A 22,045-nucleotide genomic window follows, 5' to 3' on the forward strand; every position below is an offset into this window, starting at 1 on the left:
CGGACGCGACACCCGCAACGCGTCAGGAAGGCTCGAGCACGCCGCGCACGATCGAGTCGCCGGAGTGCGCCTCGTCGCCGTCGTCGGGCTCCTGGGAGATGTCGACGACGCGGAACACCGCGGTGTCCACGTCGGCGGGGATCTCGAAGGTGCCGCTCCGGCCGTCGAGCACGCCGAGGCTCACGAGGTCGCTGCCGTCCTCGGTCAGCAGCCACACCTCACGGTGGCCGTCGGCGGGGACGTCGGCGTCGAGCTCGACCACGACCCGCTCGGCTCCGGTCGGCTCGCGCTCGAGCGCCGCCGATCCCGAGGCTCCGGGGTGCGAGGGGAACGCGTCGAGCACGGCGGTGGCCACATCTACGGGCCGCGGCACGACGAGGAGGGCGACGATCAGCACGACGGCGGCGGCGCCCACCAGCCCCGAGACGAGCAGGGCGGGGCGCAGGCGCCCCCGGCGCCGGCCGCGTGCGACGCGGTGGGCGCGACGCGGCGAGGAGCCCTCGATCGACGGGTTCTGCGCGGCAGGGGAAGCCGGCACCGAATCGGGCGACGGAGCGGAGTCCGGCGCGGGGGCCGAGTCCGGCGCGGCGTCGTCGCGGATCTCCGCCGCGATGGCGTCCCACACCCGCGGGGCGGGAGACACCATCTCCGAGACGGGGGCGCGCCGCGCCGTCTGCACCGTGCGCTCCAGCGCGGCGAGCTCGTCGCGGCACACGCTGCAGTCCCGCAGGTGCTCGGCCTGCGCGGCGTCGAGCGCGAGCTCGCCGAGGGCGACCATGGCCAGGTCGTCGGGGTCAGTGTGCGACATGGCTGCCCTCCAATCTCGTTCTCATGCGCTGCAGACTTCGTCTCAGGTGACTCTTCACGGTACCCAGTGGCATCCCGAGTCTCTCGGCGATCTGGGTGTGGGTCAGGTCGTCGTAGAAGGCCAGCCGGATGACGACCTGGGCGTCCGGCTCCAGTCTGTCGATCTCGTGGGCGACCATCACCGCCTCGGTGGGATCGGCGGCCTCCTGCACCGCAGGCTCGACGCTGCCCTTCAGCGCGTCGATGACCCGGTGCTCCTTGGCACGGGCCCGGTGCGCGTCGGCGATGCGGCGACGGGCGATCGCGACCAGCCACGTGGCCAGCGACGCCTTGGACGGATCGAAGCCGGCCCGGGATCGCCACGCCGACACGAAGGTCCACTGCGTGACGTCCTCCGCCTCGCTCACATCGCCCAACGACCGCAGCGCGATCGTGTACACCAGTCGCGACCAACGGTCGTAGACCGCCTTGAGCACCGCCTCGTCCGCCTGCGCGAACGCCAGATCGAGGTGCCTCTCCTCCGCGTCGTCGATGACGCACTCCTCTCCGAGCTGCGGGATCGCGATGGTCATCGGACTCACCCCGCCGGGTGGGCGACCGCGACCACATTGTCACTGTACGACCTCGTGGCCTCGTCGAACGACCCGCCGCACGTGATGATGACGAGCGCCGGTTCGCCGGTCCGCGCGAAGAACTCGTCGACGGGGAGCTTCGCCCGCGGGATGTAGTCCACGGTGGCCACCACGAACCGCGAGGTCTCGCCCTCGGCGTCGCGCACCGTGATCTCGTCGCCCGCTTCGAGCTCGCGCAGCCGCGCGAGCGGGCCGATGCCCCGCACGCGCGAGTCCACGTGCGCCGCGACCACCGCCGACCCCTCCGGCGCTCCGGGAACCGGGCCGTAGCGGTACCAGCCCGCCACCGCCGGGTTCTCCGGGATCTCCATCGAGCCGTCGCGCTGCACCCCCACGGGGTCCACCGGGAGAGTCGCGTCGATCGCGGGGATGGCGATCCGCACGGGCTCCGGATCGGGAGCCGCCACCGGGGGCGGCGTCGCCTTCGTCACCGGCACGTCGACGACGGCCGTCGGGGCCGGCGCCGCGGTGGCGGGGGGCGTGGCGCGCTCCCCCTCGGCCATCCCGTCTCCGGGAGCCGAGGGGGAGCACGCGGTCAGCAGCGACGCGGTCACGACGGCCCAGACGGCGGCCGCCACGGATGTGCCGCGCCGCATCATCAGCTGCGCTGCGCGGCGACGCGACGGACGACGAGGACCGAGGCGAGACCGAGGAGCAGGAGGCCGCCGGCCACCACGCCGATCGGCGCCCACGATCCGCGGTCCTCCGCAGCGAGACCGGCTGAGCCGGTGTTCACGCCGTCGGGGTCGGAGTGCAGGCCCTCGACGGTCTGCACGGCGAGGGCGAGGTTCTCGTCCTCGGCGCTGCCCCACGCGTACACGATCGTGAGCGTGCCGTCGGCGATCTCCACGTCTGTCGGTCCGAGCACCGGGTCGGTCGTTCCCGCCAGCGCGACCGCGGCCGACACGGTGCCGGCGGCGAGGTCGAGCGTCGCCTCGTCGGGGTTCTCCAGCCCCTCGACGACGGCGTCGCCACCCGCGAGGATGTCGACGGCGGGGGCGGCCGCCACGTGACGGACGGTCAGTCGTCCCTCGCCGGCGGCGGTCTCGGAGGTGTCGTTCGTGAAGAGCGTCGCCGTGGGCTCGCCGGCGTCGGTGAGGTGCGCGGCCGCGGTGTACGACATGCCGCCCTCGAGCGTGAGGCTGACCGGTCCCAGCACCGGGTCGGAGTCGTCGGCGGCGTCCGTGGCCGTCAGGGCGACGTCGTAGTCGCCGGCCGGGAGCTCGAGGGGTCCGGCGAGGTCCCCGGGCTGGAAGTCGTCGAGAGTGAGATCCCCGTTGACATAGACGTCGACGGGGGTGTCGGGGATGCCGTGCAGCACCGACAGGGTGGCGTCTTCAGAGGTCGCGGCGTTCGCCGGTCCCGCGACGGTGACCGCCGCGAGCCCCGCGATGGCGAGGCCGACCAAGATCCTGGATCGCATGTCGTTCTCCTTCCGTGCGGCGCGCGTATCGCGCCGTCATGGAGGTATTCGCACGAATGCGCGCAGGCGGATGCAGCGGTGGGGAGAACTTTTCCGGGGTGGTCCGGCAGCGCGACTCAGTCGTCGTCTTTGCGCTTGCGCCAGCGGATGCCGGCCGCGATGAGGCCGTCGAGGTCGCCGTCGAAGACCGAGGCGGGGTTGCCGACCTCGTAGCCGGTGCGGAGGTCCTTGACGAGCTGCTGGCCGTAGAGGAAGTACGAGCGCATCTGGTCGCCCCAGCTGGCGGTGATCACACCGGCCAGCTCCTTCTTCTTGGCGGCCTCCTCTTCCTTCTGCAGAAGCATGAGGCGCGTCTGGAGCACCCGCATCGCGGCGGCGCGGTTCTGGATCTGGCTCTTCTCGTTCTGCATCGAGACGACGATCCCCGTCGGGATGTGCGTGATGCGGACCGCCGAGTCGGTGGTGTTGACCGACTGGCCGCCGGGCCCCGAGGAGCGGAAGACGTCGACGCGGATGTCGCCTTCGGGGACCTCCACCTCCTGGGCCTCCTCCATGACGGGGATGACCTCGACGGCGGCGAAGCTCGTCTGCCGCTTGTCGGCCGAGCCGAACGGGCTGATGCGGGCGAGACGGTGCGTGCCGGCCTCGACCGACAGCGTGCCGTAGGCGTAGGGGGCGTCGACCTCGAAGGTGGCCGACTTGATGCCGGCGCCCTCCGCGTACGACGTGTCCATGACCTTCACGGGGTACTTGTGGCGCTCGGCCCAGCGCAGGTACATGCGCAGGAGCATGTCGGCGAAGTCGGTGGCGTCGTCGCCGCCGGCGCCGGAGCGGATCGTGACGACGGCGGAGCGCGCGTCGTACTCGCCGTCGAGGAGGGTCTGCACCTCGAGCTGCCCGATGGCATCCTGGAGGTTGGCGAGCTCGGTGCGCGCCTCGGCGGCGGAGTCCTCGTCCTCCATCTCGTTGGCGAGCTCGATGAGCACCTCGAGGTCGTCGAGCCGCTGCCCGATGTCGTTCACGCGCTTGAGCTCCGACTGACGGTGGCTGAGCGCGCTCGTCACCTTCTGCGCCTTCTCGGGGTCGTCCCACAGGTCGGGGGCGCCGGCCTCGTCGGAGAGTCGCTCGATCTCCGTGCGGAGGCCGTCGACGTCGACCACCGCCTGGATGTCGGCGAAGGTGGAGCGGAGGGCCTGGATGTCGGCGGACAGATCGAGTTCGAGCATGGCACCCCCAGACTAACGTGGAAGGGTGACCCCCGATGCCTCCTCCGCGCCCGCCGAGGAGCCGATCGGGCGGATCCTGTGGCGGCTCGCCCCCATGATCTACGGGCCGACGGTCCTCTTCGCCCTCGGCGAGGGCGCCGTCATCCCGCTCCTGCCCGTGCTGGCCTCCGCCCTCGGCGCCGACGTCCCGACCGCCGCGCTCGTGGCGGCCGCGCTCGTCGTCGGGCAGCTCTGCGGCAACCTGCCCGCCGGCTGGGCGGTCGCCCGGATCGGCGAGCGCGTCACCATGGCGATCGGCGGCGGGGTCGCCCTCGCCGGCACCGCCGGACTCGTCTGGGCGCCGAGCCTCGGCGTGCTCGCGGCCTCCGTCTTCGTCATCGGGCTGAGCGCCGCGGCCTTCGGGCTGGCGCGGCACTCGTTCATGACCACGCGAGTGCCTCTCGCCTTCCGCGCGCGGTCGCTGTCGCTGCTGGGCGGCACGTTCCGACTCGGCATGTTCGTCGGTCCGTTCGTCGCCGCCGCACTCATCGGACTGTTCGGGGACCCGCACGCCACGATCTGGTTCTTCGGGTTGTGTCTCGTCGCCGCCGTGCTGCTCGTGCTCCTGGGTCCCGATCCCGAGGTCGAGGCGGCGGTCGCCACGACGCGCGCCGCCGGCCGCCGCGGCCGCGATGGCTCCGGCGAGGACGTGGAGGACACCGGCGAGGCCGTCACCGGATCGGTGCCCACGCGTCGCGATCCCGGCACCGGCGTCATCCGCACGATGTGGCGCCACCGCGGGGTGCTGGCGCGCCTCGGCGTCGCCGCCGCGTCGCTGTCGGCCGTGCGCTCGGCCCGACAGGTCGTGCTGCCGCTGTGGGGTGTGTCGATCGGGCTCGACGCACAGACCATCGCCCTCGTCGTCGGCGTGTCGGGGGCCATTGATTTCGCCCTGTTCTATGCGAGCGGGCAGGTGATGGACCGGTTCGGGCGCCTGTGGGCGGCTCTTCCCGCCATGCTCCTCATGGGGCTCGGATTCGTCGCGCTGTCGTTCACGCACGACGGCGATCAGGCGGCCATGTGGTTCGCCCTCTTCGCCGCGGTGCTCGGTGTCGGCAACGGCCTGTCGAGCGGCATCCTGCTGACGCTCGGCGCCGACGCCGCCCCCCAGTCCGACCCGGCCGCCTTCCTCGGCTCGTGGCGAACGCTGACGGATGCCGGTGGGGCCATCGCCCCGCTGATGGTGTCGGCCGTCGCCGCCGCCTTCTCGCTGTCGATCGCGACGGGGCTGATGGGCGCGGTCGGACTGCTGGGCGCCGCCGCGTTCGCACGGTGGGTGCCGCGGTTCGTGCCACGTCGGTGAGCAGCGGCGGTCAGCCGAGCGCGGTGCGCGTCGTGGCGGTCGCATCGATGGTGACGCCGTCGGGCACGAAGAGGCTCAACACCGGCGGGCGCCATCGCAGCCTCACCGTCACGCGCGCGGAGGTGCCGTCCGGCGCGGACGCCGAGACGAGCTCCACTCCCCCGAACTCGTTGAGCAGTGCGGCGGCCTGACGTCGCACCTCCGCGTCGGTCAGCCGAGCGGCGGCGGTGCCGTCTACCACTTCGACCTCGAATCCGTCCGCTCCCGCCAGCGCCGCCGCATCGGCCGCGGCGTCCGCGCGCTTGTGCGCGAGATAGAGGCTCGTGGCGTCGGCGCAGACGAGGATGAGCGCCAGCGCGAGGACCGCGAAGCCGATGGTGAGAAGCATCGCCGTGCCGCTGTCGTCGGTGGCCCCCGCCGACCTCGGCTTCGCCGCTCTCGACCGCGCGGACGGGACGTTCACTGCCCGCCCCATCCGCGTGACACCCGCTGCACTCCAGTGGCCTCCACGGTCACCCTCGCGCGATCCTCGAGGTCGAGGACGGCGGGCACGAGCGGGAGCGCGACGTCGACCGTCACCGTCACGCGGATGAGAGCGCCCGCCGCAGGACACGGCGTCACGGGTTCACAGCGCACATCCACGTCGACCGACTCCGCCTCCCAGCCGTTCTGGGTGATGAGGCTCCCGAGGATGTCGTCGATGCGTCCCTCTGCCTCCGCATCGTCGTTGGCCGTCGCGATGGCGCGCGCCACATGCCGTGACGCGCCGTCAGCCGCCATCGCCCCGCTCTGGATCTGTCCGAGGGCAATCACCAGGTAGACGAGCGGCACCAGGAGCACCAGCCCGACGAGGAGGAACTCGATCGCTGCGGAACCGTCATCGTCACTCCAGACTCTCGAGCGGTGCACGTGCCGTCACCTCCCATCCCTCGGGTATCCCGAAGAGTCCGATGATCGGAAGGCGGGTGGTGACGCGGACCTCCACGACAGCGGTGTCTCCGCGGCCCACCAGGCGCGCCGTCGCAGAGTCGACGAATCCGTCGCCGACGGCACGCTCGAGGATCGCGCGTGCACGTGCGGCTCCTTCGGCGGTCTCGACGTCGGCGAGCGCGGCGAAGTACGCGCCCTCGACCGCGGCATCCTGCGTGAGGTTTCGCAGATAGACCGCCAGCGCGAGCTGAACCACCCCCAGCGTCAGCGCTGTGAGCACGATGCTCACGAGCAGGAACTCGACAGCGCTCGAACCGCGGTCGTCTCTCAGCAGACCGCGCACCAGTGGTTCAGAACCCCGACACGCGACTGATCGCCTGCTCGAACAGCTGCGCGAGCGCCGGTCCCGCCAGAGCCCAGATCGCGACGACGAGCCCCGCCGTCATGAGCGTCACGAGCACCCAGCCCGGCACGTCGCCGCGCTCGTCGTCCCTCAGCCTCCCCCATGCGTTCCGACACTTCTGACTGACATCGAGCTGTTTCACGCCATCTCCTTCTTCCTGTGAACGTCTTCTGGCCGGTTGTCGCCGGTGGTCCGGTACGGCGCCATCACTGCACTCCCAGCCGCAGCATGACGACCCCGGGGAACACGGCGAACAGGACCGACAGCGGCAGCAGGAGGAATACGAGCGGCAGGAGCATCGCGATCTCCTTGCGCCCCGCGAGTTCGATCAATGCGCGTTTCGCGTCGTCGCGAGCGTCGATCGCCTGATCCTGGAGCACCTGCGCGAGAGGCGCGCCGCGGTCGATCGCCGCGACCAGGTGGTCGACGGCGCGACTGAGGGACGCGACATCCAGACGCTGGGCGACCGCGCGCAGCGCGTCGGCGAGGCTCGAGCCGGTCCCCGTGTCGAGAACGGCACGGCGCAGCTCGCGGGTGAGTTCTCCGGTACCCACCTCGCCCACCCGGTGGAGGGCATCGCGAAGCCCTTCACCCGCGGACAGACAGAGGGAGAGGAACTCCAGCACCGTCGGCAGCTCCTCTTCGATCCGCGCCTTGCGCCGTGCCGCCGCGCGCCCGAGTCGCGAGTCATAGCCGACGGCCGCGCCGACTCCGAGCAACGGAGCGAGAAGTGCAGCCCCGGCACCGCCGCCATTCGCCACCGCGGCGACGACCGCGACCACCGCGCCGCCCACGACCCCGGCGATCGTCCACCCCAACTGGCGCGCCCGGAACGACACCGCGCTCAGCGGCGAGCCGGCCTGCGCGAGACGTCGCGCCAGCCCATCCGTGCCCCGCGCGAGCAACGCGGCCATGCGTGCCCGAAGACCGGCACCGGGCGGCATCGCCGCCACCGGCGTGAGTCCGCGCGGGTCGCCGATGTCCCGCAGGTAGGGAGCGATCCGTTGCACGAGCGACGACGCACCCCAGCGCGGGACGCGGGAGACCGTCAGGAGCAGGCCCGCGGCGAGTGCGCCGCCCAGCACGATGGCCGTCGCCAGCTCGCTGAGCCCGGTCATCCGAACCACCGCTGAGGCTCCGGCAGCCGCCCGAGCCTCATCATCAGCCGATAGGCGACGACCGACACACCCGCACCGCCGAGGATGAGAATCACGCCTTCGACGGAGGCGTAGGCGCGCGCGCCCTCGGGCCGCGTCGCGAGGAGCGCCAGCACGACCCACGGTGCCACGACGCCGAGGACGGCGGCTCCGCGAATCCACGACTGACGGGCTTCGACCTCACCGCGAAGCGCCGCATCGGCCCGCACCGATGCCGCCAGGGAGCGCAGGACTGTCGTGAGCTCGGTCCCGCCGACCTGCCGCGCCATGCGCAGCGTCTCGATGATCCTGTCTCCGACGGGATCGCCGATGGCGGCCTTGGCTCGCAGTGCGGCCGAATCGAAGTGCCCCGAGGCGGACAGATCGGCGGCGAACTGGACGAATGCGGGCCGCAGCGCGGGCGGTCCCGACGACGCGAGGGCGGCGACGGAGTCCGGCAGCGGCATCCCCGCACGTACGGACGCGACGAGCAGTTCGCACACGTCCGGCCACAGGACCCGGCGCGACCGTCGCAGCCGCCGGGCGCGGGCACGCAACCACGCGAACGGCGCCATCACCCCGGCCGTTCCCGCGAGGACGGCCAGCACGACCACCCCGGTGCCCAGCCATCCGATCGCGGCAGCCGTCGCGCCGGTCGCCGTGGACACGACCGGCAGCCGAGCCGACGGGGCATGGGCGAACCCTGCGGCGTCAAGAAGCCGTCGGAGGCGGCCGTCGGAGGACTCCGCCGGCCGACCTTCTTCGACCGGCCACAGCCACGGGGCCAGCGAGAGGAGGATGCCGGCCGCGAGGAGCCCTCCGAGGACGACGATCACTGCAGCCCGCCTCGGTACAGCGTGCGCGTCGCGACGCTGCCGGCGGCGAGCTCCCCGGTGACCTCGACCACCTCGGCCACGACGCGCCGGCCGTCGTGCCGTCGTCCGCAGTGCACGACCAGATCCACCGCAGCGGCGATGGCGGGAAGAACGAAGTCCGACGTGATGTTGCGGCCGGCCAGGAGCGGCAGCGCGGCGAGCTTCCGCAGCGCTTCGGACGCGGAGCTGGCGTGGATCGTGGCCGCACCCGGCACGCCGGTGTTGAGCGCCAGGAGGAGGTCCAGGGCCTCCGCGTCGCGCACCTCGCCGATCACCAGCCGATCGGGTCGCATGCGGAGCGCCTCTTTCACGAGACGGCGGAGCGTGACCTCTCCTGTCCCCTCGAGACTCGGCTGGCGCCCCTGCAGCGCCACGACATCCGCAGCCCGCACCGCGAGTTCGAACGTCTCCTCGACGGTGACGATGCGCTGATGCGCGGGGCATGTCCCGATGAGCGCCGCCAGCAACGTCGTCTTGCCGGCGTGGGTGGCGCCCGACACGAGCACGCTGCGACCGTCACCCATCGCCGTCGCCAGCAAGTCCGCAACTGTCGCGGGGAGCGCCCCGCCGTCGACCAGATCATCCAGCGTTCGACGATGCGGCACGAACTTGCGGATGTTGACGGCCCAGTGGCGCCGCGTGATGTCGGGGATGACGACGTGGAGCCGCGAGCCGTCCGGCAGCGACGCGTCGACGAACGGCTGCGAGAGGTCGACGCGGCGACCGGTCGCGTGGAGCATCCGCTCGACGAGGTCGCGGACGGCGGTGTCGGTCAGCGCGACGGCGACATGCTGGGTGCGGCCGTCGCGGGCGCAGAACACCCGGTCGGGAGCATTGATCCAGATCTCCTCGACCGTCGGGTCGTCGAGGAGCGCCTGCAGCGGCCCGTACCCCGACACGCGCGCGAGCACATCGCGCACGAGCGCGCCCTCGTCCTCGACGAGCGCCGCACCACGCGCGAGGGCGTAGTCGTTGTGGGTGCGCACCTCGACGGCGGCGATCTGCGCCGCCCGCTCGGGATGCAGTGACGGATCGGTCTGCTCAGCGCGCAACCGGTCCCGCACTCTCTCGGCCACCGTCCGCGTAACGGCATCGACGGCATCGAGAGAGAGGTGCATGGCTGGCATCCTGCCCGTCTCCGGCCACGACCCGCCGGAGTTCTCCACAGCCCGAATGCGAGCCCGCACGCCCGTGATCGTCTGCGCGACCGTCGTGGTCGGGCGGTGCTCCGGTCGGCCACATTACGATCGCCGGGTGGTTCGGTCAGACCCTCGACGCCGCCCGGAGCCGCCGAACTGCGCGACATGCCAGCGACGGGCGCACTGCATCTGGTCGCCGGTCAAGTTGCGCATGGACAGACGGCGAACCCGTCGACCTCGCTCGACAAGCACCTCGCGAGCCTCACGGGGCTGCTTACTCGGTCTCACCCGTCGCCTTCTGCACCTCGCGGAAGCGATCAGTCGGCGGGAGTGAGAACAGTTCCTTCGCGGCCGCGTCCGGCGAGGTCGACGCCAGCGACCGGGCTACTTCGTCGCGACCCAGACCCCATAGGGTTCGGACCGCTTGCGAAAGTTCTTCTTGCGCTGCTTCGGTGCCGGTCTCGTCAAAGAGAACTTCGCCCTGCCCGACGACGGCGTCATCGAAGGGCAAGACGGCCGTGATCGATAGTGCTTGCCAGGCCGGGTCGAAAGCGTCGTCGTGAACGAGCGGAACCAGATAGGCCCGCCCGACCTCCATGCGAGCTGCCTCGGCGAAGACGAGCAAGCGATCTTCCCCTGCGCTGACGACCCACGCGTTTGGAGAGAGCGTGATCTCACCCGCGGGTGCCAGGCCACGCGGTCCGACCCAGACCGTGTCGACAACCTCGAGGGTTACGTAGCGAAGCTCCAACCCCTCGCCAGCTTGCTCCTCGTCGCGCGTCAACTCCCCGCGCGACTCTCCGGTGACGCGCACGACGACCACAGTGTCGGCGTAGCTCACCCAGTCGGTGAGTGTCTCAGACGGAAGAGCATCCAAGCCTTCCGACATCACTGTCTCGTATCCCGCCAAGGACGAGACCGCCGGGGTTGCGCTTGCAGTACTCAGCCCGGCCGGAACAACCGCACACCCGGTCAGCGCAAGAGCGATCACGGTGGTGGTGACTATGGAGGTGATCCTTGAGTGAGCGTTCAATTCAGTAGGTGTCCTTCAGCTGCGTGACGATGTTCAGGCCGAGGGAACGATTCTCTTCGTCGAAGGGAGTCCTCAAGCACCCGATCTTGCCCGCGCCGCGCGCGAGCTCATGCTCACGCCTGTTCAGAAGGTGTGGCGAGTCACGGTTCGCGGATCAGACTCTCGATCTCACTGATGGTGAGGGTTCGCTTCGTGATGGAGTTGAAGAAGCCTTCCGAAGTCTTCTCGAAGACGCCGTAACCGTCGGCCGCGACCACGAAGTAGTTCGGCTCTGCGGGATGGCGGAGCATGAAGAGGTACTCCTCGCCGGTCACGAGTCGGACCGGTTCCTCGGAGACGTACTGGACGGTCGTCGCACGGCGTTCCATTTCCGACTTCGCGGCGATGCCGTTCTTCTCGGTGCTGTCCGCGAAGTCGGACTCGAACACTTGCTGCAGCGTCACTGTGCCGCCAGGAACGAAGAGTCGGTCGCCAGTCGGGGCCTCGCCTTTCAGGACGCTGCTGGTTTCGACCGTCACGCCTGTTTTGGGTGTGCCACCCTTGGCGAAATCGAATGTGGCCATCGCATCGATGGCGGTGACGCGCGCGACAAGCACGACGTCCGCGTCCCTGACGACCTCGCCCGCGTCGGACACATCGAACGACCACGATCCTTGAACGGTCGCCATCTCCGCATCGGGAGCGAACGTTTCCTGTGTGGTCGGCGATTCGGCCGCTGGCCCGATCGAGGAAGTGGGTTCGGAGGTCGCCTGAACGGTCGCGGCACATCCCGCGAGCACGATGCTCGCGCCCAGTACGGCGAGGAAAGTAAATGAAGCTCGCATCGGATACTCCCTAGTACTTTGCAACCAGGACCGCGTTCTCCGCAGCCGTAAGTCCTGTCGCAGTCCAGCCCGACCTGAACTGGTACATGACCCGAGGCTTGTTGGCGGGGGTGACGAGATCACGTAGCCCGTAGCCGTGCAGCATCTCGTGCAGGACCACGAGCTTGCGCTTAGAGGTGCTCATCGGGTCAAGCATCGCGTCGTTCATCCGCACCTCGGCGTAGCGCCAGTTGTACCAATCCATCGGGATCGGCGCCAGCTTCATGTCGTCCTCGCCGTTTCGGTTCGAATCCTTCAACCACACATTGGGAGAACTTGCCTGGCATCCTGCCGGTCCCCGGCCACGACCCGCCGGAGTTTTCCACAGCCCGAATGCGAGCCCGGACGCCCGTGGTCCCGCTAGATTCGCCTCGGCGGACGTCGTTCCGCGGAAGGAGCGGGTGCGATGCTCAGCATCCCCGAGGCACTCGAGGCGCAAGCCGATGCGGCGATCCACAAGACCGAGGCGGTGCGCTCCCCCGGCCGCTTCCTCGTGTCGGGCATGCTGGCCGGCGCCTACATCGGCATCGGCGTCGTCCTCATGGTCGCGACCGCCGGCCCGCTCATCGAGGCGGGCACCGGACTCGGCAAGCTCGTCAGCGGACTCGTCTTCGGCGTCGCGCTGACCCTCGTCGTGTTCGCCGGCGGCGACCTGGCCACCTCGGCGATGATGGTGCTCCCCCAGGGCGCGCTCATGCGGGCGATCCGCCCCTGGCCTGCGGCCGGCACCCTCCTCGCGACGGTCGCGGCGAACCTCGTCGGGGCCTTGGTGTTCGCGGCGCTCATCGTCGCCTCGGGTGTGCTGCACAGCAACGCGCCGGCGGGCGCGATGCTCCAGGACATGCTGACGGCGAAGGCCCACGAGGCGCCGCTGGAGCTCTTCGTCCGCGGCATCCTCTGCAACCTGCTCGTCTGCCTCGCGGTGTGGATGGCGTCGCGCGTCGCCTCGGACGTGGCCAAGATCCTCCTCATCTTCGCGGCGATCCTCGCCTTCATCAGCTCGGGCTTCGAACACGTCGTCGCGAACATGACCACCTACGGCATCGGCCTCTTCGGCGGCTACGCGGATGCCACGTGGTCGCTGTTCGCCGCCAACGTGCTCTGGGTGGGGCTCGGCAACCTCGTCGGCGGCGGACTGTTCGTCGGCGTCGCCTACTGGATCATCGGGGGCTCGCCGCGCCGCGATCGCGCCGGCGCCGAGTCCCCCGCAACGGCACGCCTGCACGCCTGACGCACCCGGCGGATTCGCAGGCCCGGCACGTCACGCGCAGCCGGTGCCCGTCGGTAGAATGAGCACCCTGCGGGAGTGGTGGAATGGCAGACACGCAGGATTTAGGTTCCTGTGCCGAAAGGCGTGTGGGTTCAAGTCCCACCTTCCGCACGGCCGACGGTCCTGAGACCTGCACTTCCTTTCACAGCACCGCGGAATAGGCCGCCGACCGACGCACGACCGACGGGACCCCTGTGCACTCCATCGCCCTCATCCCCTGGCTCGACCCGACCACGATCATCGAGGCGGCCGGCCCCTGGGCACTGCTCGTGGTCTGCTTCATCGTGTTCGCCGAGACCGGCCTGCTCGTGGGCTTCCTGCTGCCCGGCGACACCCTGCTGATCATCTCGGGCCTGCTGACGCACACGAACGAGATCTTCGGCGTCAACATCTGGGTCGTCTCGCTCCTCATCGCCCTGGCCGCCTTCCTCGGCGGCGAGGTCGGCTACTTCATCGGCCACAAGGGCGGGCCGGCGGTGTTCGAGCGCAAGGAATCGGGACTCTTCAGCAAGAAGAACGTCGAGCGGACGAACATGTTCTTCGAGCGCTACGGCGGCCTGACCGTCATCCTCGCCCGGTTCGTGCCCATCGTCCGCACGTTCGCCCCCGTCGCCGCGGGCGTCGGTCACATGCCGTGGAAGCGCTACAGCCTCTACAACTTCATCGGCGCCATGATCTGGGGCTTCGGGCTCACCATGGTCGGCTTCCTCGTCGGGTACATCCCGTGGGTGGCGCACCTCGTCACCGAGTACATCGACGTCATCCTCCTCGTCGCAGTCGGCGGAACGGCGCTGTTCACGCTCTGGCACTACTTCAGCGAGCGCCGCAAGGTGCGCAAGGAGGCCGAGGCCGGCGGCGACGTCGTGATCGACGCGGAAGAGGCAGAGGAACTCGTCCTCGACCCCGAGGTGTTCGAGCGCGAGCCCGACCTCGGCGGGCACGGCGAGACCGAGCCGCCGCGCGTCTGACGCGACCCGCGACGCCTGGAGGCACCCCTGCGTGTCAGGAGGCCTTGCTGGCCTTCTTCGCCGGCTTCTTGTCGGAGGCCGAGGCCTTCTTCGCGCCGCCGGACTTCTTCGTGGGCTTCTCGGCCTTCGACGACGACGCGCTGCTCTCGCCGCGCGCAGCGCGGCTGCGCTCGACGCTGGCGCGAAGGGCCGCCATCAGGTCGATGACCTCGCCGCCGGAGTCCGCCTCCTCCGAGGCGCCGAACGTCTCGGAGGTGTCGAGCGCGTCGCCCTTCTCGAGCTTGGCGTCGATGAGGGTCCGCAGCTCCTGCTGGTACTCGTCGGTGAACGCGGTCGGGTCGAAGTCGCTCGAGAAGCTCTCGACGAGCGACGCGGACAGCTCCAGCTCCTTCGCGGAGATCTTCACCGGCTCGTCGAGGCCGGCGAACGAGGCCTCGCGCACCTCGTCGGCCCACAGCAGCGTCTGCAGCACGAGCACGTCGCCGCGCACGCGGAGCGCGGCCAGTCGCGTCTTCTGCCGCAGCGAGAAGCGGACGATGGCCGTGCGATCGGTCTGCTCGAGAGTCTTCCGCAGCAGGACGTAGGCCTTCGGCGACTTCGAGTCGGGCTCGAGGTAGTAGGCCCGGTCGAGGGTGAGGAGGTCGATCTGATCGGACGGCACGAACTCCACGACGTCGATCTCGCGACTGCGCTCGGCGGGCAGCGACGCGATTTCGTCCTTGGTCAGCACCACCGTCCGCTCGCCGTCGTCGTACGCCTTGTCGATGTCGGCGAAGGGCACGACCTCGCCGTCGATCTCGCAGATCCGCTGGTACCGGATGCGGCCGCCGTCAGCCGCGTGCACCTGGTGCAGGGGCACGTCGTGGTCCTCGGTGGCGGAGTACACCTTCACCGGCACGTTCACGAGGCCGAACGTCAGGGCGCCCTTCCAGATGGATCTCATTCCCCCAGTACACACCGCGCGCGGCCTCCCCTGCCAGGGGTTGCACATTAGCCTTGCGGCATGGCATCCGCAGCGCAGACGGTCGAGATCGGCGGTCGGCGGCTGCGCGTGAGCAATCTCGACAAGGTGCTCTATCCCGCCACGGGCACCACCAAGGGCGAGGTGATCGACTACTACGTGCGCATCGCGCCGCACCTTCTGCCGGTGCTCGCCGGTCGGCCCGTGACCCGCAAGCGCTGGCCCGAGGGCGTCGATCAGCCGCCCTTCTTCGCCAAGGCGCTGGAACAGGGGGCGCCCGGTTGGCTCCGACGGCACCCGATCGAGCACTCCTCGGGCGCGAAGGAGTACCCGGTCGTCGAGGAGACGGCGGCCCTCGCCTACCTCGCACAGGTGGCGAGCCTGGAACTCCACGTGCCGCAGTGGCGTTTCGATCGCACCGGCGACCGCCTGCCGCCCGATCGCGTGGTGCTCGACCTGGACCCTGGCCCGGGCGTCGGCCTGGTGGAGTGCGCCGAGGTCGCCCGCTGGTGCCGGCTCGTGCTGAGCGACCTCGGGATGGATCCCGTGCCGGTGACCAGCGGCAGCAAGGGAATCCATCTGTACGCGCGACTGGAGGGATCCCGCTCCAGCGACGAGATCTCCGCCTTCGCCAAGGAGCTCGCGCGCGCGCTGGAGGCCGACCACCCCGACCTCGTCGTCAGTCAGATGAGCAAGAGCGCGCGTCCGGGCAAGGTCTTCCTCGACTGGAGCCAGAACAACGGGTCGAAGACGACGATCTCGCCCTACTCGCTGCGTGGCCGCGACGAGCCGACGGTCGCCGCGCCGCGCACCTGGGAGGAGCTCGACGACCCGGATCTGCGACAGCTCCGCTTCGACGAGGTGCTCGCTCGCGCGGCGGAGATCGCCGCCGGGGCCGTCGATCCGCTCGCCGCACTGGTGCCCCATCGCGTGCCCGCGCTCGATCCCTATCTGGCCAAGCGGTCCGCCGACCGCACACCGGAGCCCATGCCCAGTGCTCCGCCCGCGCTGCTCGGGGCGGGCGACTCGCCCCGGTTCGTCATCCAGGAGCACCACGCGACCCGGCTGCACCATGACCTGCGGCTGGAGCGCGAGGGCGTGCTCGTCAGCTGGGCGGTGCCCCGCGGCGTTCCCGACTCCCCCGACACCAACCACCTGGCCGTCATGACCGAGCCCCACCCGCTCGAGTACCTGACCTTCCACGGCGAGATCCCCCGCGGCGAGTACGGCGCCGGGACGATGACCATCTGGGACACCGGCACCTACGAGCTGGAGAAGTGGCGCGACGACGAGCTGATCTTCACGCTCGTCGGCGCTCCGGGCGGTCCGCTCGGCAGCGTCCGCCTCGCCCTCATCCGCACGTCCGGCGACGGCGAGAAGTCCCAGTGGCTGCTGCACCGGATGAAGGATCCCGCCTCCCGCGCCCCGGCCGGACGGCACCGCCCGGGGCGTGCCCACGCTGCGGCGCCCGCCGCATCCACCGGCGACGCGCCGATGCTCGCCACCCTCTCCACCCCGGGGCAGGCCACGGCCGCCGCCCGGCGCTGGGCCGAACGCAGCGGCGAGGTCTGGGCGGAGTTCAAGTGGGACGGCGTGCGCGCGATCGGCACGTGGGACGGCGACCGGCTGCGGCTGCGTGCACGCAGCGGCACCGACATCACGGCCCGCTACCCCGAGCTCACCGACCTCGATGCCGGACTCGGCAGCGAGCCGTGCGTGATCGACGGCGAGATCGTCGCCCTCGACAGCGCCGGCAGGCCCAACTTCACCCGCCTGCAGAACCGCATGCATCTGACCAAGCCGCACGAGATCCAGCGGGAGACCGCGCGCACCCCGGTCGCCTACTTCCTCTTCGATCTGCTCGCCCACGGCGGTACCGATGCTTCGGCGCTCCCGCTGACCGACCGCCGCGCACTCCTCGAACAGGTGGCCGCCGACGCGGTGGACACGATCGCGGTCCCGCCCGTGTCGCACGACGTCGACGCCGCCCTGGCCACCGCGCGCGAGCTCGCGCTGGAGGGCATCGTCGTCAAGGACCCGCGCTCTCGCTACCGCCGCGGGGTGCGGAGCGAGGAATGGCTGAAGGTCAAGCTCACGCAGACGCAGGAGGTCGTCATCGGCGGCATCCGCCCGGGCAAGGGCGGCCGGACCGGTCAGATCGGCTCCCTGCTGCTCGGCATCCCGGGCGACGACGGCCTGTCGTATGTGGGGCGGGTCGGCTCGGGGTTCAGCGAGGCCACGCTCGCCCGCCTGGAAGACCTCCTCACCCCGCTGCGGACCGATGTGAACCCGTTCGTCGGGGTGCCGGCCGCAGACGCGTCGGATGCGCTGTGGGTGCGGCCCGAGACCGTCGGCGAGGTGGAGTTCGCCGAGTTCACCCCCGGCGGCACGCTGCGACACGCACGGTGGCGGGGGCTGCGCTCCGACGTCGCCCCGGGCGACGTCACGCGCTGACGCAGGGTCAGTGCGCGTGGTGCTCGACGTGCCCGTCGGGTTCGAACTGGAAGGTCGAGTGCTCGACGTCGAAGTGCTCCGACAGACACGACTGGAGGCTCGAGAGAAGCTCCGGGGCGCGCCCGTCGGCGAGCACGGCTGCTTCGACCACGACGTGCGCGGTGAAGACCGGCGCGCCGCGGGTGAGCTGCCAGACGTGGACGTCGTGGACCGCCGTCACCCCCGGCTTGCTCAGCAGGTGCGCACGGATCTCCTGCACCTGCGTCCCCTCCGGCACGGACTCGGCGAGCACGGAGACGACCTCCCGCAGCAGCGCGATCGCGCGGGGGACGATCATCGCGGCGATCAGGAGCGAGGCGATCGCGTCGGCCGGGAGCCAGCCCGTCGTCACGATGACGACTGCGGCGACGATCACCGCGACCGAACCCAGCAGGTCGCCCAGGACCTCCAGGTAGGCCCCCCGCACGTTGATGCTGCGCTTCTGCGCGCTGGAGAGCAGCCACATCGCGACGGCATTGGCGAGGAGGCCGACCACCGCCACGACCAGCATGAGGCCGCCCGCGACCTCCGCGTCGGCGGGCTCCGCGAGGCGGCGGACGCCCTCGAACGCGATGGCCGTCGCCAGGACGAGGAGGATGATCGCGTTGATCAGGGCCCCGAAGACCTCCGCGCGCTGATAGCCGTAGGTGCGCCGATCGTTCGCCGGTCGCGCTGCGACGGCACTCGCGACCAGGGCAATGATCAGTCCCGACGCGTCGGTGAGCATGTGGGCGGAGTCGGCCAGGAGCGCGAGCGATCCCGACAGGAGCGCACCGACCACCTGCACGAGGAAGACCACGCCGGTGAGTCCGAGCGAGATCGTCAGGAGGCGGCGGTTGCTCGCTCCTCGAAGCCCCGTGCCAGGCGCGTGATCGTGCATGCCACCAGGCTAGAGCCGCCCCCGGCACGCGGCGGCGCGGAACGCCTAGACGGGAATGAGAACGGTTATAGGTCGCGCAGGAGCGGCGCCAGCGCCACGAAGGCTCGGGCCCGGTGCGACTGCGCGTTCTTCTCCTCGGGCGACAGCTCGGCCGCTGTGCGCTCCGGACCGGTCTGGTCGTCGGGGATGAAGATCGGGTCATAGCCGAAGCCGCCGCCGCCGGCGGCTGCGGTCGCGAGGCGGCCCGGCCAGATGCCCTCGACGACGTGCTCCGCCCCCTCCGGTGTCACGAGCGCGATGACCGAGGTGAAGTGGGCGGTGCGGCGCGGATCGGCGATGTCGGCCAGCTGATCGAGGAGGAGCTCGACGTTGGCGGCGGCGTCCTTGCGGTGCCCCGCCCAGTACGCCGAGAAGGCCCCCGGCGCCCCGCCGAGGGCGTCGACGCAGATGCCCGAGTCATCGGCGAGGGCGGCCAGGCCCGTGTGCGCCGCTGCCGCCCGGGCCTTGATGAGCGCGTTCTCGGCGAACGTCACGCCGTCCTCGACCGGTTCGGGACCGTCGTAGGCGACGACCTCCAGGTCGGGACGGGTCGCTGCGACGATGTGACCGAACTCCTCCACCTTGTGGGGGTTGTGGGTGGCCAGGACGACGCGCGGCACGTCACGCCTCCGCGACGTCGCTCGCCAGCGCGCTGGACTGGAGGTCGCGCAGCGACGCGCAGCCTGCGAGCCCGAGCTCGAGGAGCGCGTCGAGCTCGCGCTTGTCGAACGGCGCGCCCTCGGCGGTGCCCTGCACCTCGACGAACAGGCCGCGCCCGGTGACGACGAGGTTCATGTCGGTCTCGGCGCGCACGTCCTCGACGTAGGCGAGGTCGAGCATGGGGGCGCCGTCGATGATGCCCACCGACACCGCCGCGACCGAGTCGACCAGCACCTGCGCCTTCTTGGCCACGAGACCCTTCGCGCGACCCCACTCGACGGCGTCGGCCAGCGCCACATACGCCCCCGTGATCGCCGCGGTCCGCGTGCCGCCGTCGGCCTGCAGCACATCGCAGTCGATGACGATCGTGTTCTCGCCCAGCGCCTTGGTGTCGACCACGGCGCGCAGGGACCGCCCGATCAGCCGGGAGATCTCGTGCGTGCGGCCGCCGATGCGCCCCTTGACCGACTCGCGGTCGTTGCGCGAGTTGGTCGCCCGCGGGAGCATCGCGTACTCGGCGGTGACCCAGCCCTTGCCCTTGCCGGTGAGCCAGCGGGGCACGCCGCCGGTGAAGGACGCGGTGCACAGCACCTTCGTGTCGCCGAACGAGACCAGCGCGGACCCCTCGGCGTGGGCGCTCCAGCCGCGTTCGATGACGACCGGTCGCAGCTGGTCGGTGGTGCGGCCGTCGGCGCGGACGATGTCGGTCATGGGGTCCCCTTCGGAAGGTCGATGGCGCCGGTCTGCACGAGGCGGACGCTCGAGACGCCGCGCCCCATCAGCCGGTGGGCGAGGCTCAGGAACTCATCGGCGGAGTCGCCGGTGGCTTCGTACACGTGGGTGGCGGTGGCATCGGGTCCGGCGAGGAGGTCGCGCGACACCAGCTGGCGGTACACGTCCTTCGCGGTCTCGGTGTCGCTCGAGACGAGCGACACGTCCGGTCCCATGACGTAGCTGATCGCGCCCTCGAGGAACGGGTAGTGGGTGCAGCCCAGCACGAGGGTGTCGACGCCGGCATGACGCAGCGGCGCCAGGTAGTCCTCGGCCACCGCGAGCACGTCGGGCGAGTCGGTGACACCCGCCTCGACGAACTCCACGAAGCGCGGGCAGGCCTGCGCGAAGACGGTCAGGTTCTCGTTCACCCCGAGCATGTCCTGGTAGACCCCCGAGCCGACGGTCCCGGCGGTCCCGATGACCCCCACCCGCCCGTTGCGCGTGGTCGACATCGCGGTGCGCACCGCGGGCCCGATCACCTCGACGACGGGCACGTCGTAGCGCTCGCGCGCGTCGCGGAGCATGGCAGCCGACGCGGTGTTGCAGGCGATGACGAGCATCTTCACGCCCTGATCCACGAGCGTGTCGAGCACCTCGAGCGCATAGCGGCGGACGTCGGCGATGGGCTTGGGGCCGTACGGCGAGTGAGCGGTGTCGCCGATGTAGAGCACGGATTCCCGGGGCAGCAGCTGCGAGACCGCGCGCGCCACCGTGAGTCCCCCGACGCCTGAATCGAAGATCCCGATCGGCGCGTCATTCACGATCCCAGCCTACCCGGCGCAGCCGGGCCGGATGCCGGCGGCGCGTCGATAGAGTGACCGCATGAGCGTCGCGCCGAGCGAGTCCCCGCACCCCTCTCCGAACCACTCCCCGAGCACCGCCCTCCTCACCGACCGGTACGAGCTGACCATGCTCGACGCCGCGCTGCGCGACGGCACCGCGGCGCGGCACTGCGTGTTCGAGCTGTTCGCGCGCCGGCTCCCCGGTGCGCGCCGCTTCGGCGTCGTCGCGGGCACGGGGCGCCTCCTAGCCGCCCTGCAGGACTTCCGCTTCGGCGAGGACGAGCTGCGCTTCCTGCGCGACGAGCGCGTCGTGAGCGCCGAGACCCTCGCCTTCCTGGAGTCGTACCGCTTCTCCGGCTCGATCACCGGCTATGCCGAGGGCGAACTGTACTTCCCGGGCTCCCCCATCCTCACGATCGAGGGGTCCTTCGCCGAATCGGTCGTGCTCGAGACGCTCGCCCTCAGCGTGCTCAACCACGACTCCGCCGTCGCCAACGCCGCCGCCCGCATGAGCATCGCCGCCGGCGACCGGCCGCTCGCGGAGATGGGCTCCCGCCGCGCGGCCGAGCAGTCCGCCGTGGCCGCCGCGCGCGCCGCCTACATCACCGGTTTCGGCGCGACGAGCAACCTCGAGGCGGGCCGCCGCTGGGGCATCCCGACGATGGGCACCGCCGCGCACGCCTGGACGCTGCTGCACGACAGCGAGGAGGCGGCCTTCCGCAGCCAGATCGAGGCGCTCGGCACCGACACCACCCTCCTGATCGACACCTACGACATCCGCGAAGGCGTCGCCGCGGCCATCCGCGTCGCCGGCACGTCACTCGGCGGTGTCCGCATCGACTCGGGCGACCTCCCGACGGTGGCGGCCGAGGTGCGCGCCCAGCTCGACGAGCTCGGGGCCACGTCGACGCGGATCACCGTCACCAGCGACCTCGACGAGTTCGCGATCGCGGCGCTCGCGGCGTCTCCCGTGGACGCGTACGGCGTGGGCACCTCCGTCGTCACCGGCTCGGGCGCACCCACGGCCGGGATGGTCTACAAGCTGGTCGCGCGTCAGGCCGCCGACGGCTCCTGGGTGGGGGTCGCGAAGAACTCCACCGACAAGGGCTCCCGCGGCGGACGCAAGGCCGCCTTCCGCGAGCTCGAGCGCGGGAAGGCGGTCACCGAGCTCGTGACCGTCTCGGACGGGTTCGAACCGGTGCCCACACCCGCCGACCACCCCGACGCACGGGCGCTGCAGGTGCTGCTGGTCGATCACGGCGACACGGATGCCGCTCATCTCGGCCCGGAGGGCGTCGCCGCTGCCCGGGCGCACCACCTGCGGGTACGCGAGGAACTGCCGGTGCGGGCGCTCGCGCTCAGCCGCTCTGATCCCGCCCTGCCGACGGTCTTCCGCGACGTGGAGTGAC

At 71.0% G+C, this 22,045-nt stretch carries 25 protein-coding genes and 1 tRNA gene; 6 read left to right on the plus strand and 20 right to left on the minus strand.

Annotated features, from left to right (window positions below):
- Nucleotides 1–22 precede the first annotated feature (22 nt).
- The 5 genes from ACPWUT_RS08175 to prfB all read right to left on the minus strand — a co-directional run bounded on the left by ACPWUT_RS08175 (nucleotide 23) and on the right by prfB (nucleotide 4,088).
- Nucleotides 23–808 carry an anti-sigma factor gene (locus tag ACPWUT_RS08175; protein ID WP_425836409.1) on the minus strand — a complete coding sequence of 262 codons (786 nt, stop codon included), beginning with the start codon at nucleotides 806–808 and terminating at the stop codon, nucleotides 23–25.
- Nucleotides 795–1,379: an RNA polymerase sigma factor gene (locus ACPWUT_RS08180; RefSeq protein ID WP_284527476.1), complete on the minus strand. Its 585-nt coding sequence runs from the start codon at nucleotides 1,377–1,379 to the stop codon at nucleotides 795–797. Before ACPWUT_RS08180 ends, ACPWUT_RS08175 begins: the two co-directional genes overlap by 14 nt.
- Before the next feature lie 5 nt (nucleotides 1,380–1,384).
- On the minus strand, nucleotides 1,385–2,017 hold the full coding sequence (locus ACPWUT_RS08185) for a class F sortase (RefSeq protein WP_284527477.1): 633 nt from the start codon (nucleotides 2,015–2,017) through the stop codon (nucleotides 1,385–1,387).
- Nucleotides 2,018–2,037: 20 nt separating this feature from the next.
- Nucleotides 2,038–2,862, minus strand: a complete 825-nt coding sequence (locus ACPWUT_RS08190) for a DUF4397 domain-containing protein (RefSeq protein WP_284527478.1) — start codon at nucleotides 2,860–2,862, stop codon at nucleotides 2,038–2,040.
- A 116-nt stretch (nucleotides 2,863–2,978) separates the two neighbouring features.
- On the minus strand, nucleotides 2,979–4,088 hold the full coding sequence (gene prfB / locus ACPWUT_RS08195; protein ID WP_284527479.1) for a peptide chain release factor 2: 1,110 nt from the start codon (nucleotides 4,086–4,088) through the stop codon (nucleotides 2,979–2,981).
- A gap of 94 nt (nucleotides 4,089–4,182) precedes the next feature.
- Here prfB and ACPWUT_RS08200 point away from each other — a divergent pair, with 94 nt between their 5' ends.
- On the plus strand, nucleotides 4,183–5,430 hold the full coding sequence (locus ACPWUT_RS08200; protein ID WP_425842222.1) for an MFS transporter: 1,248 nt from the start codon (nucleotides 4,183–4,185) through the stop codon (nucleotides 5,428–5,430).
- Nucleotides 5,431–5,440: 10 nt separating this feature from the next.
- Here the strand turns inward: ACPWUT_RS08200 and ACPWUT_RS08205 are convergent, their stop codons facing one another.
- From ACPWUT_RS08205 to ACPWUT_RS08250, 10 genes are all read right to left on the minus strand, one after another.
- Nucleotides 5,441–5,893, minus strand: a complete 453-nt coding sequence (locus ACPWUT_RS08205; RefSeq protein ID WP_425836415.1) for a pilus assembly protein TadG-related protein — start codon at nucleotides 5,891–5,893, stop codon at nucleotides 5,441–5,443.
- A complete protein-coding gene (locus ACPWUT_RS08210; protein ID WP_425836418.1) occupies nucleotides 5,890–6,339 on the minus strand; it encodes a TadE family protein in 450 nt (149 codons plus the stop codon). Before ACPWUT_RS08210 ends, ACPWUT_RS08205 begins: the two co-directional genes overlap by 4 nt.
- The gene (locus tag ACPWUT_RS08215) at nucleotides 6,314–6,703 is read right to left on the minus strand and encodes a TadE/TadG family type IV pilus assembly protein (protein WP_425836421.1); all 390 of its coding nucleotides are present in this window, start codon (nucleotides 6,701–6,703) and stop codon (nucleotides 6,314–6,316) included. The genes ACPWUT_RS08210 and ACPWUT_RS08215 overlap by 26 nt, the downstream gene beginning before the upstream one ends.
- A gap of 7 nt (nucleotides 6,704–6,710) precedes the next feature.
- Nucleotides 6,711–6,905 (minus strand): hypothetical protein, encoded by a 195-nt coding sequence (locus ACPWUT_RS08220; protein ID WP_425836424.1) that lies wholly within the window; start codon nucleotides 6,903–6,905, stop codon nucleotides 6,711–6,713.
- Between the two features lie 64 nt (nucleotides 6,906–6,969).
- On the minus strand, nucleotides 6,970–7,881 hold the full coding sequence (locus tag ACPWUT_RS08225; protein ID WP_425836427.1) for a type II secretion system F family protein: 912 nt from the start codon (nucleotides 7,879–7,881) through the stop codon (nucleotides 6,970–6,972).
- Nucleotides 7,878–8,735: a type II secretion system F family protein gene (locus ACPWUT_RS08230; RefSeq protein WP_425836430.1), complete on the minus strand. Its 858-nt coding sequence runs from the start codon at nucleotides 8,733–8,735 to the stop codon at nucleotides 7,878–7,880. Before ACPWUT_RS08230 ends, ACPWUT_RS08225 begins: the two co-directional genes overlap by 4 nt.
- The gene (locus ACPWUT_RS08235) at nucleotides 8,732–9,892 is read right to left on the minus strand and encodes a CpaF family protein (RefSeq protein ID WP_425836433.1); all 1,161 of its coding nucleotides are present in this window, start codon (nucleotides 9,890–9,892) and stop codon (nucleotides 8,732–8,734) included. Before ACPWUT_RS08235 ends, ACPWUT_RS08230 begins: the two co-directional genes overlap by 4 nt.
- Before the next feature lie 295 nt (nucleotides 9,893–10,187).
- Nucleotides 10,188–10,754: a hypothetical protein gene (locus ACPWUT_RS08240; protein WP_425836436.1), complete on the minus strand. Its 567-nt coding sequence runs from the start codon at nucleotides 10,752–10,754 to the stop codon at nucleotides 10,188–10,190.
- 332 nt (nucleotides 10,755–11,086) lie between these two features.
- A complete protein-coding gene (locus ACPWUT_RS08245; RefSeq protein ID WP_284527498.1) occupies nucleotides 11,087–11,770 on the minus strand; it encodes a hypothetical protein in 684 nt (227 codons plus the stop codon).
- 10 nt (nucleotides 11,771–11,780) lie between these two features.
- Nucleotides 11,781–12,035, minus strand: coding sequence for a hypothetical protein (locus tag ACPWUT_RS08250; protein WP_284527499.1), 255 nt, complete (start codon nucleotides 12,033–12,035; stop codon nucleotides 11,781–11,783).
- A gap of 180 nt (nucleotides 12,036–12,215) precedes the next feature.
- On the opposite strand from ACPWUT_RS08250, the gene ACPWUT_RS08255 reads away from it, so the two are divergent.
- From ACPWUT_RS08255 to ACPWUT_RS08265, 3 genes are all read left to right on the plus strand, one after another.
- Nucleotides 12,216–13,040, plus strand: coding sequence for a formate/nitrite transporter family protein (locus ACPWUT_RS08255; protein WP_425836440.1), 825 nt, complete (start codon nucleotides 12,216–12,218; stop codon nucleotides 13,038–13,040).
- A 69-nt stretch (nucleotides 13,041–13,109) separates the two neighbouring features.
- Nucleotides 13,110–13,190 (plus strand) — tRNA-Leu (locus ACPWUT_RS08260).
- An 83-nt stretch (nucleotides 13,191–13,273) separates the two neighbouring features.
- Nucleotides 13,274–14,047 (plus strand): DedA family protein, encoded by a 774-nt coding sequence (locus tag ACPWUT_RS08265; RefSeq protein ID WP_284527501.1) that lies wholly within the window; start codon nucleotides 13,274–13,276, stop codon nucleotides 14,045–14,047.
- 34 nt (nucleotides 14,048–14,081) lie between these two features.
- On the opposite strand, the gene ACPWUT_RS08270 is transcribed toward ACPWUT_RS08265, so the two are convergent.
- Entirely contained in the window at nucleotides 14,082–14,990 is a 909-nt protein-coding gene (locus tag ACPWUT_RS08270) for a Ku protein (RefSeq protein WP_425836444.1), read from the minus strand.
- A gap of 60 nt (nucleotides 14,991–15,050) precedes the next feature.
- On the opposite strand from ACPWUT_RS08270, the gene ACPWUT_RS08275 reads away from it, so the two are divergent.
- Entirely contained in the window at nucleotides 15,051–17,462 is a 2,412-nt protein-coding gene (locus ACPWUT_RS08275; RefSeq protein ID WP_425836447.1) for an ATP-dependent DNA ligase, read from the plus strand.
- A gap of 7 nt (nucleotides 17,463–17,469) precedes the next feature.
- Here the strand turns inward: ACPWUT_RS08275 and ACPWUT_RS08280 are convergent, their stop codons facing one another.
- From ACPWUT_RS08280 to murI, 4 genes are all read right to left on the minus strand, one after another.
- Nucleotides 17,470–18,381: a cation diffusion facilitator family transporter gene (locus ACPWUT_RS08280; protein ID WP_284527504.1), complete on the minus strand. Its 912-nt coding sequence runs from the start codon at nucleotides 18,379–18,381 to the stop codon at nucleotides 17,470–17,472.
- Nucleotides 18,382–18,446: 65 nt separating this feature from the next.
- Nucleotides 18,447–19,040, minus strand: coding sequence for an RdgB/HAM1 family non-canonical purine NTP pyrophosphatase (gene rdgB, locus ACPWUT_RS08285; RefSeq protein ID WP_284527505.1), 594 nt, complete (start codon nucleotides 19,038–19,040; stop codon nucleotides 18,447–18,449).
- Between the two features lies 1 nt (nucleotide 19,041).
- Complete coding sequence (gene rph / locus ACPWUT_RS08290) at nucleotides 19,042–19,791, minus strand: ribonuclease PH (RefSeq protein ID WP_284527506.1); 750 nt, start codon at nucleotides 19,789–19,791, stop codon at nucleotides 19,042–19,044.
- Nucleotides 19,788–20,615: a glutamate racemase gene (gene murI / locus ACPWUT_RS08295; RefSeq protein WP_284527507.1), complete on the minus strand. Its 828-nt coding sequence runs from the start codon at nucleotides 20,613–20,615 to the stop codon at nucleotides 19,788–19,790. Before murI ends, rph begins: the two co-directional genes overlap by 4 nt.
- Before the next feature lie 61 nt (nucleotides 20,616–20,676).
- On the opposite strand from murI, the gene ACPWUT_RS08300 reads away from it, so the two are divergent.
- The gene (locus tag ACPWUT_RS08300; RefSeq protein WP_425836454.1) at nucleotides 20,677–22,044 is read left to right on the plus strand and encodes a nicotinate phosphoribosyltransferase; all 1,368 of its coding nucleotides are present in this window, start codon (nucleotides 20,677–20,679) and stop codon (nucleotides 22,042–22,044) included.
- Nucleotide 22,045: the final 1 nt, after the last annotated feature.

It is taken from the genome of Microbacterium sp. PA5 (genome assembly GCF_049860775.1).
In the GTDB taxonomy this organism is placed as follows: domain Bacteria; phylum Actinomycetota; class Actinomycetes; order Actinomycetales; family Microbacteriaceae; genus Microbacterium.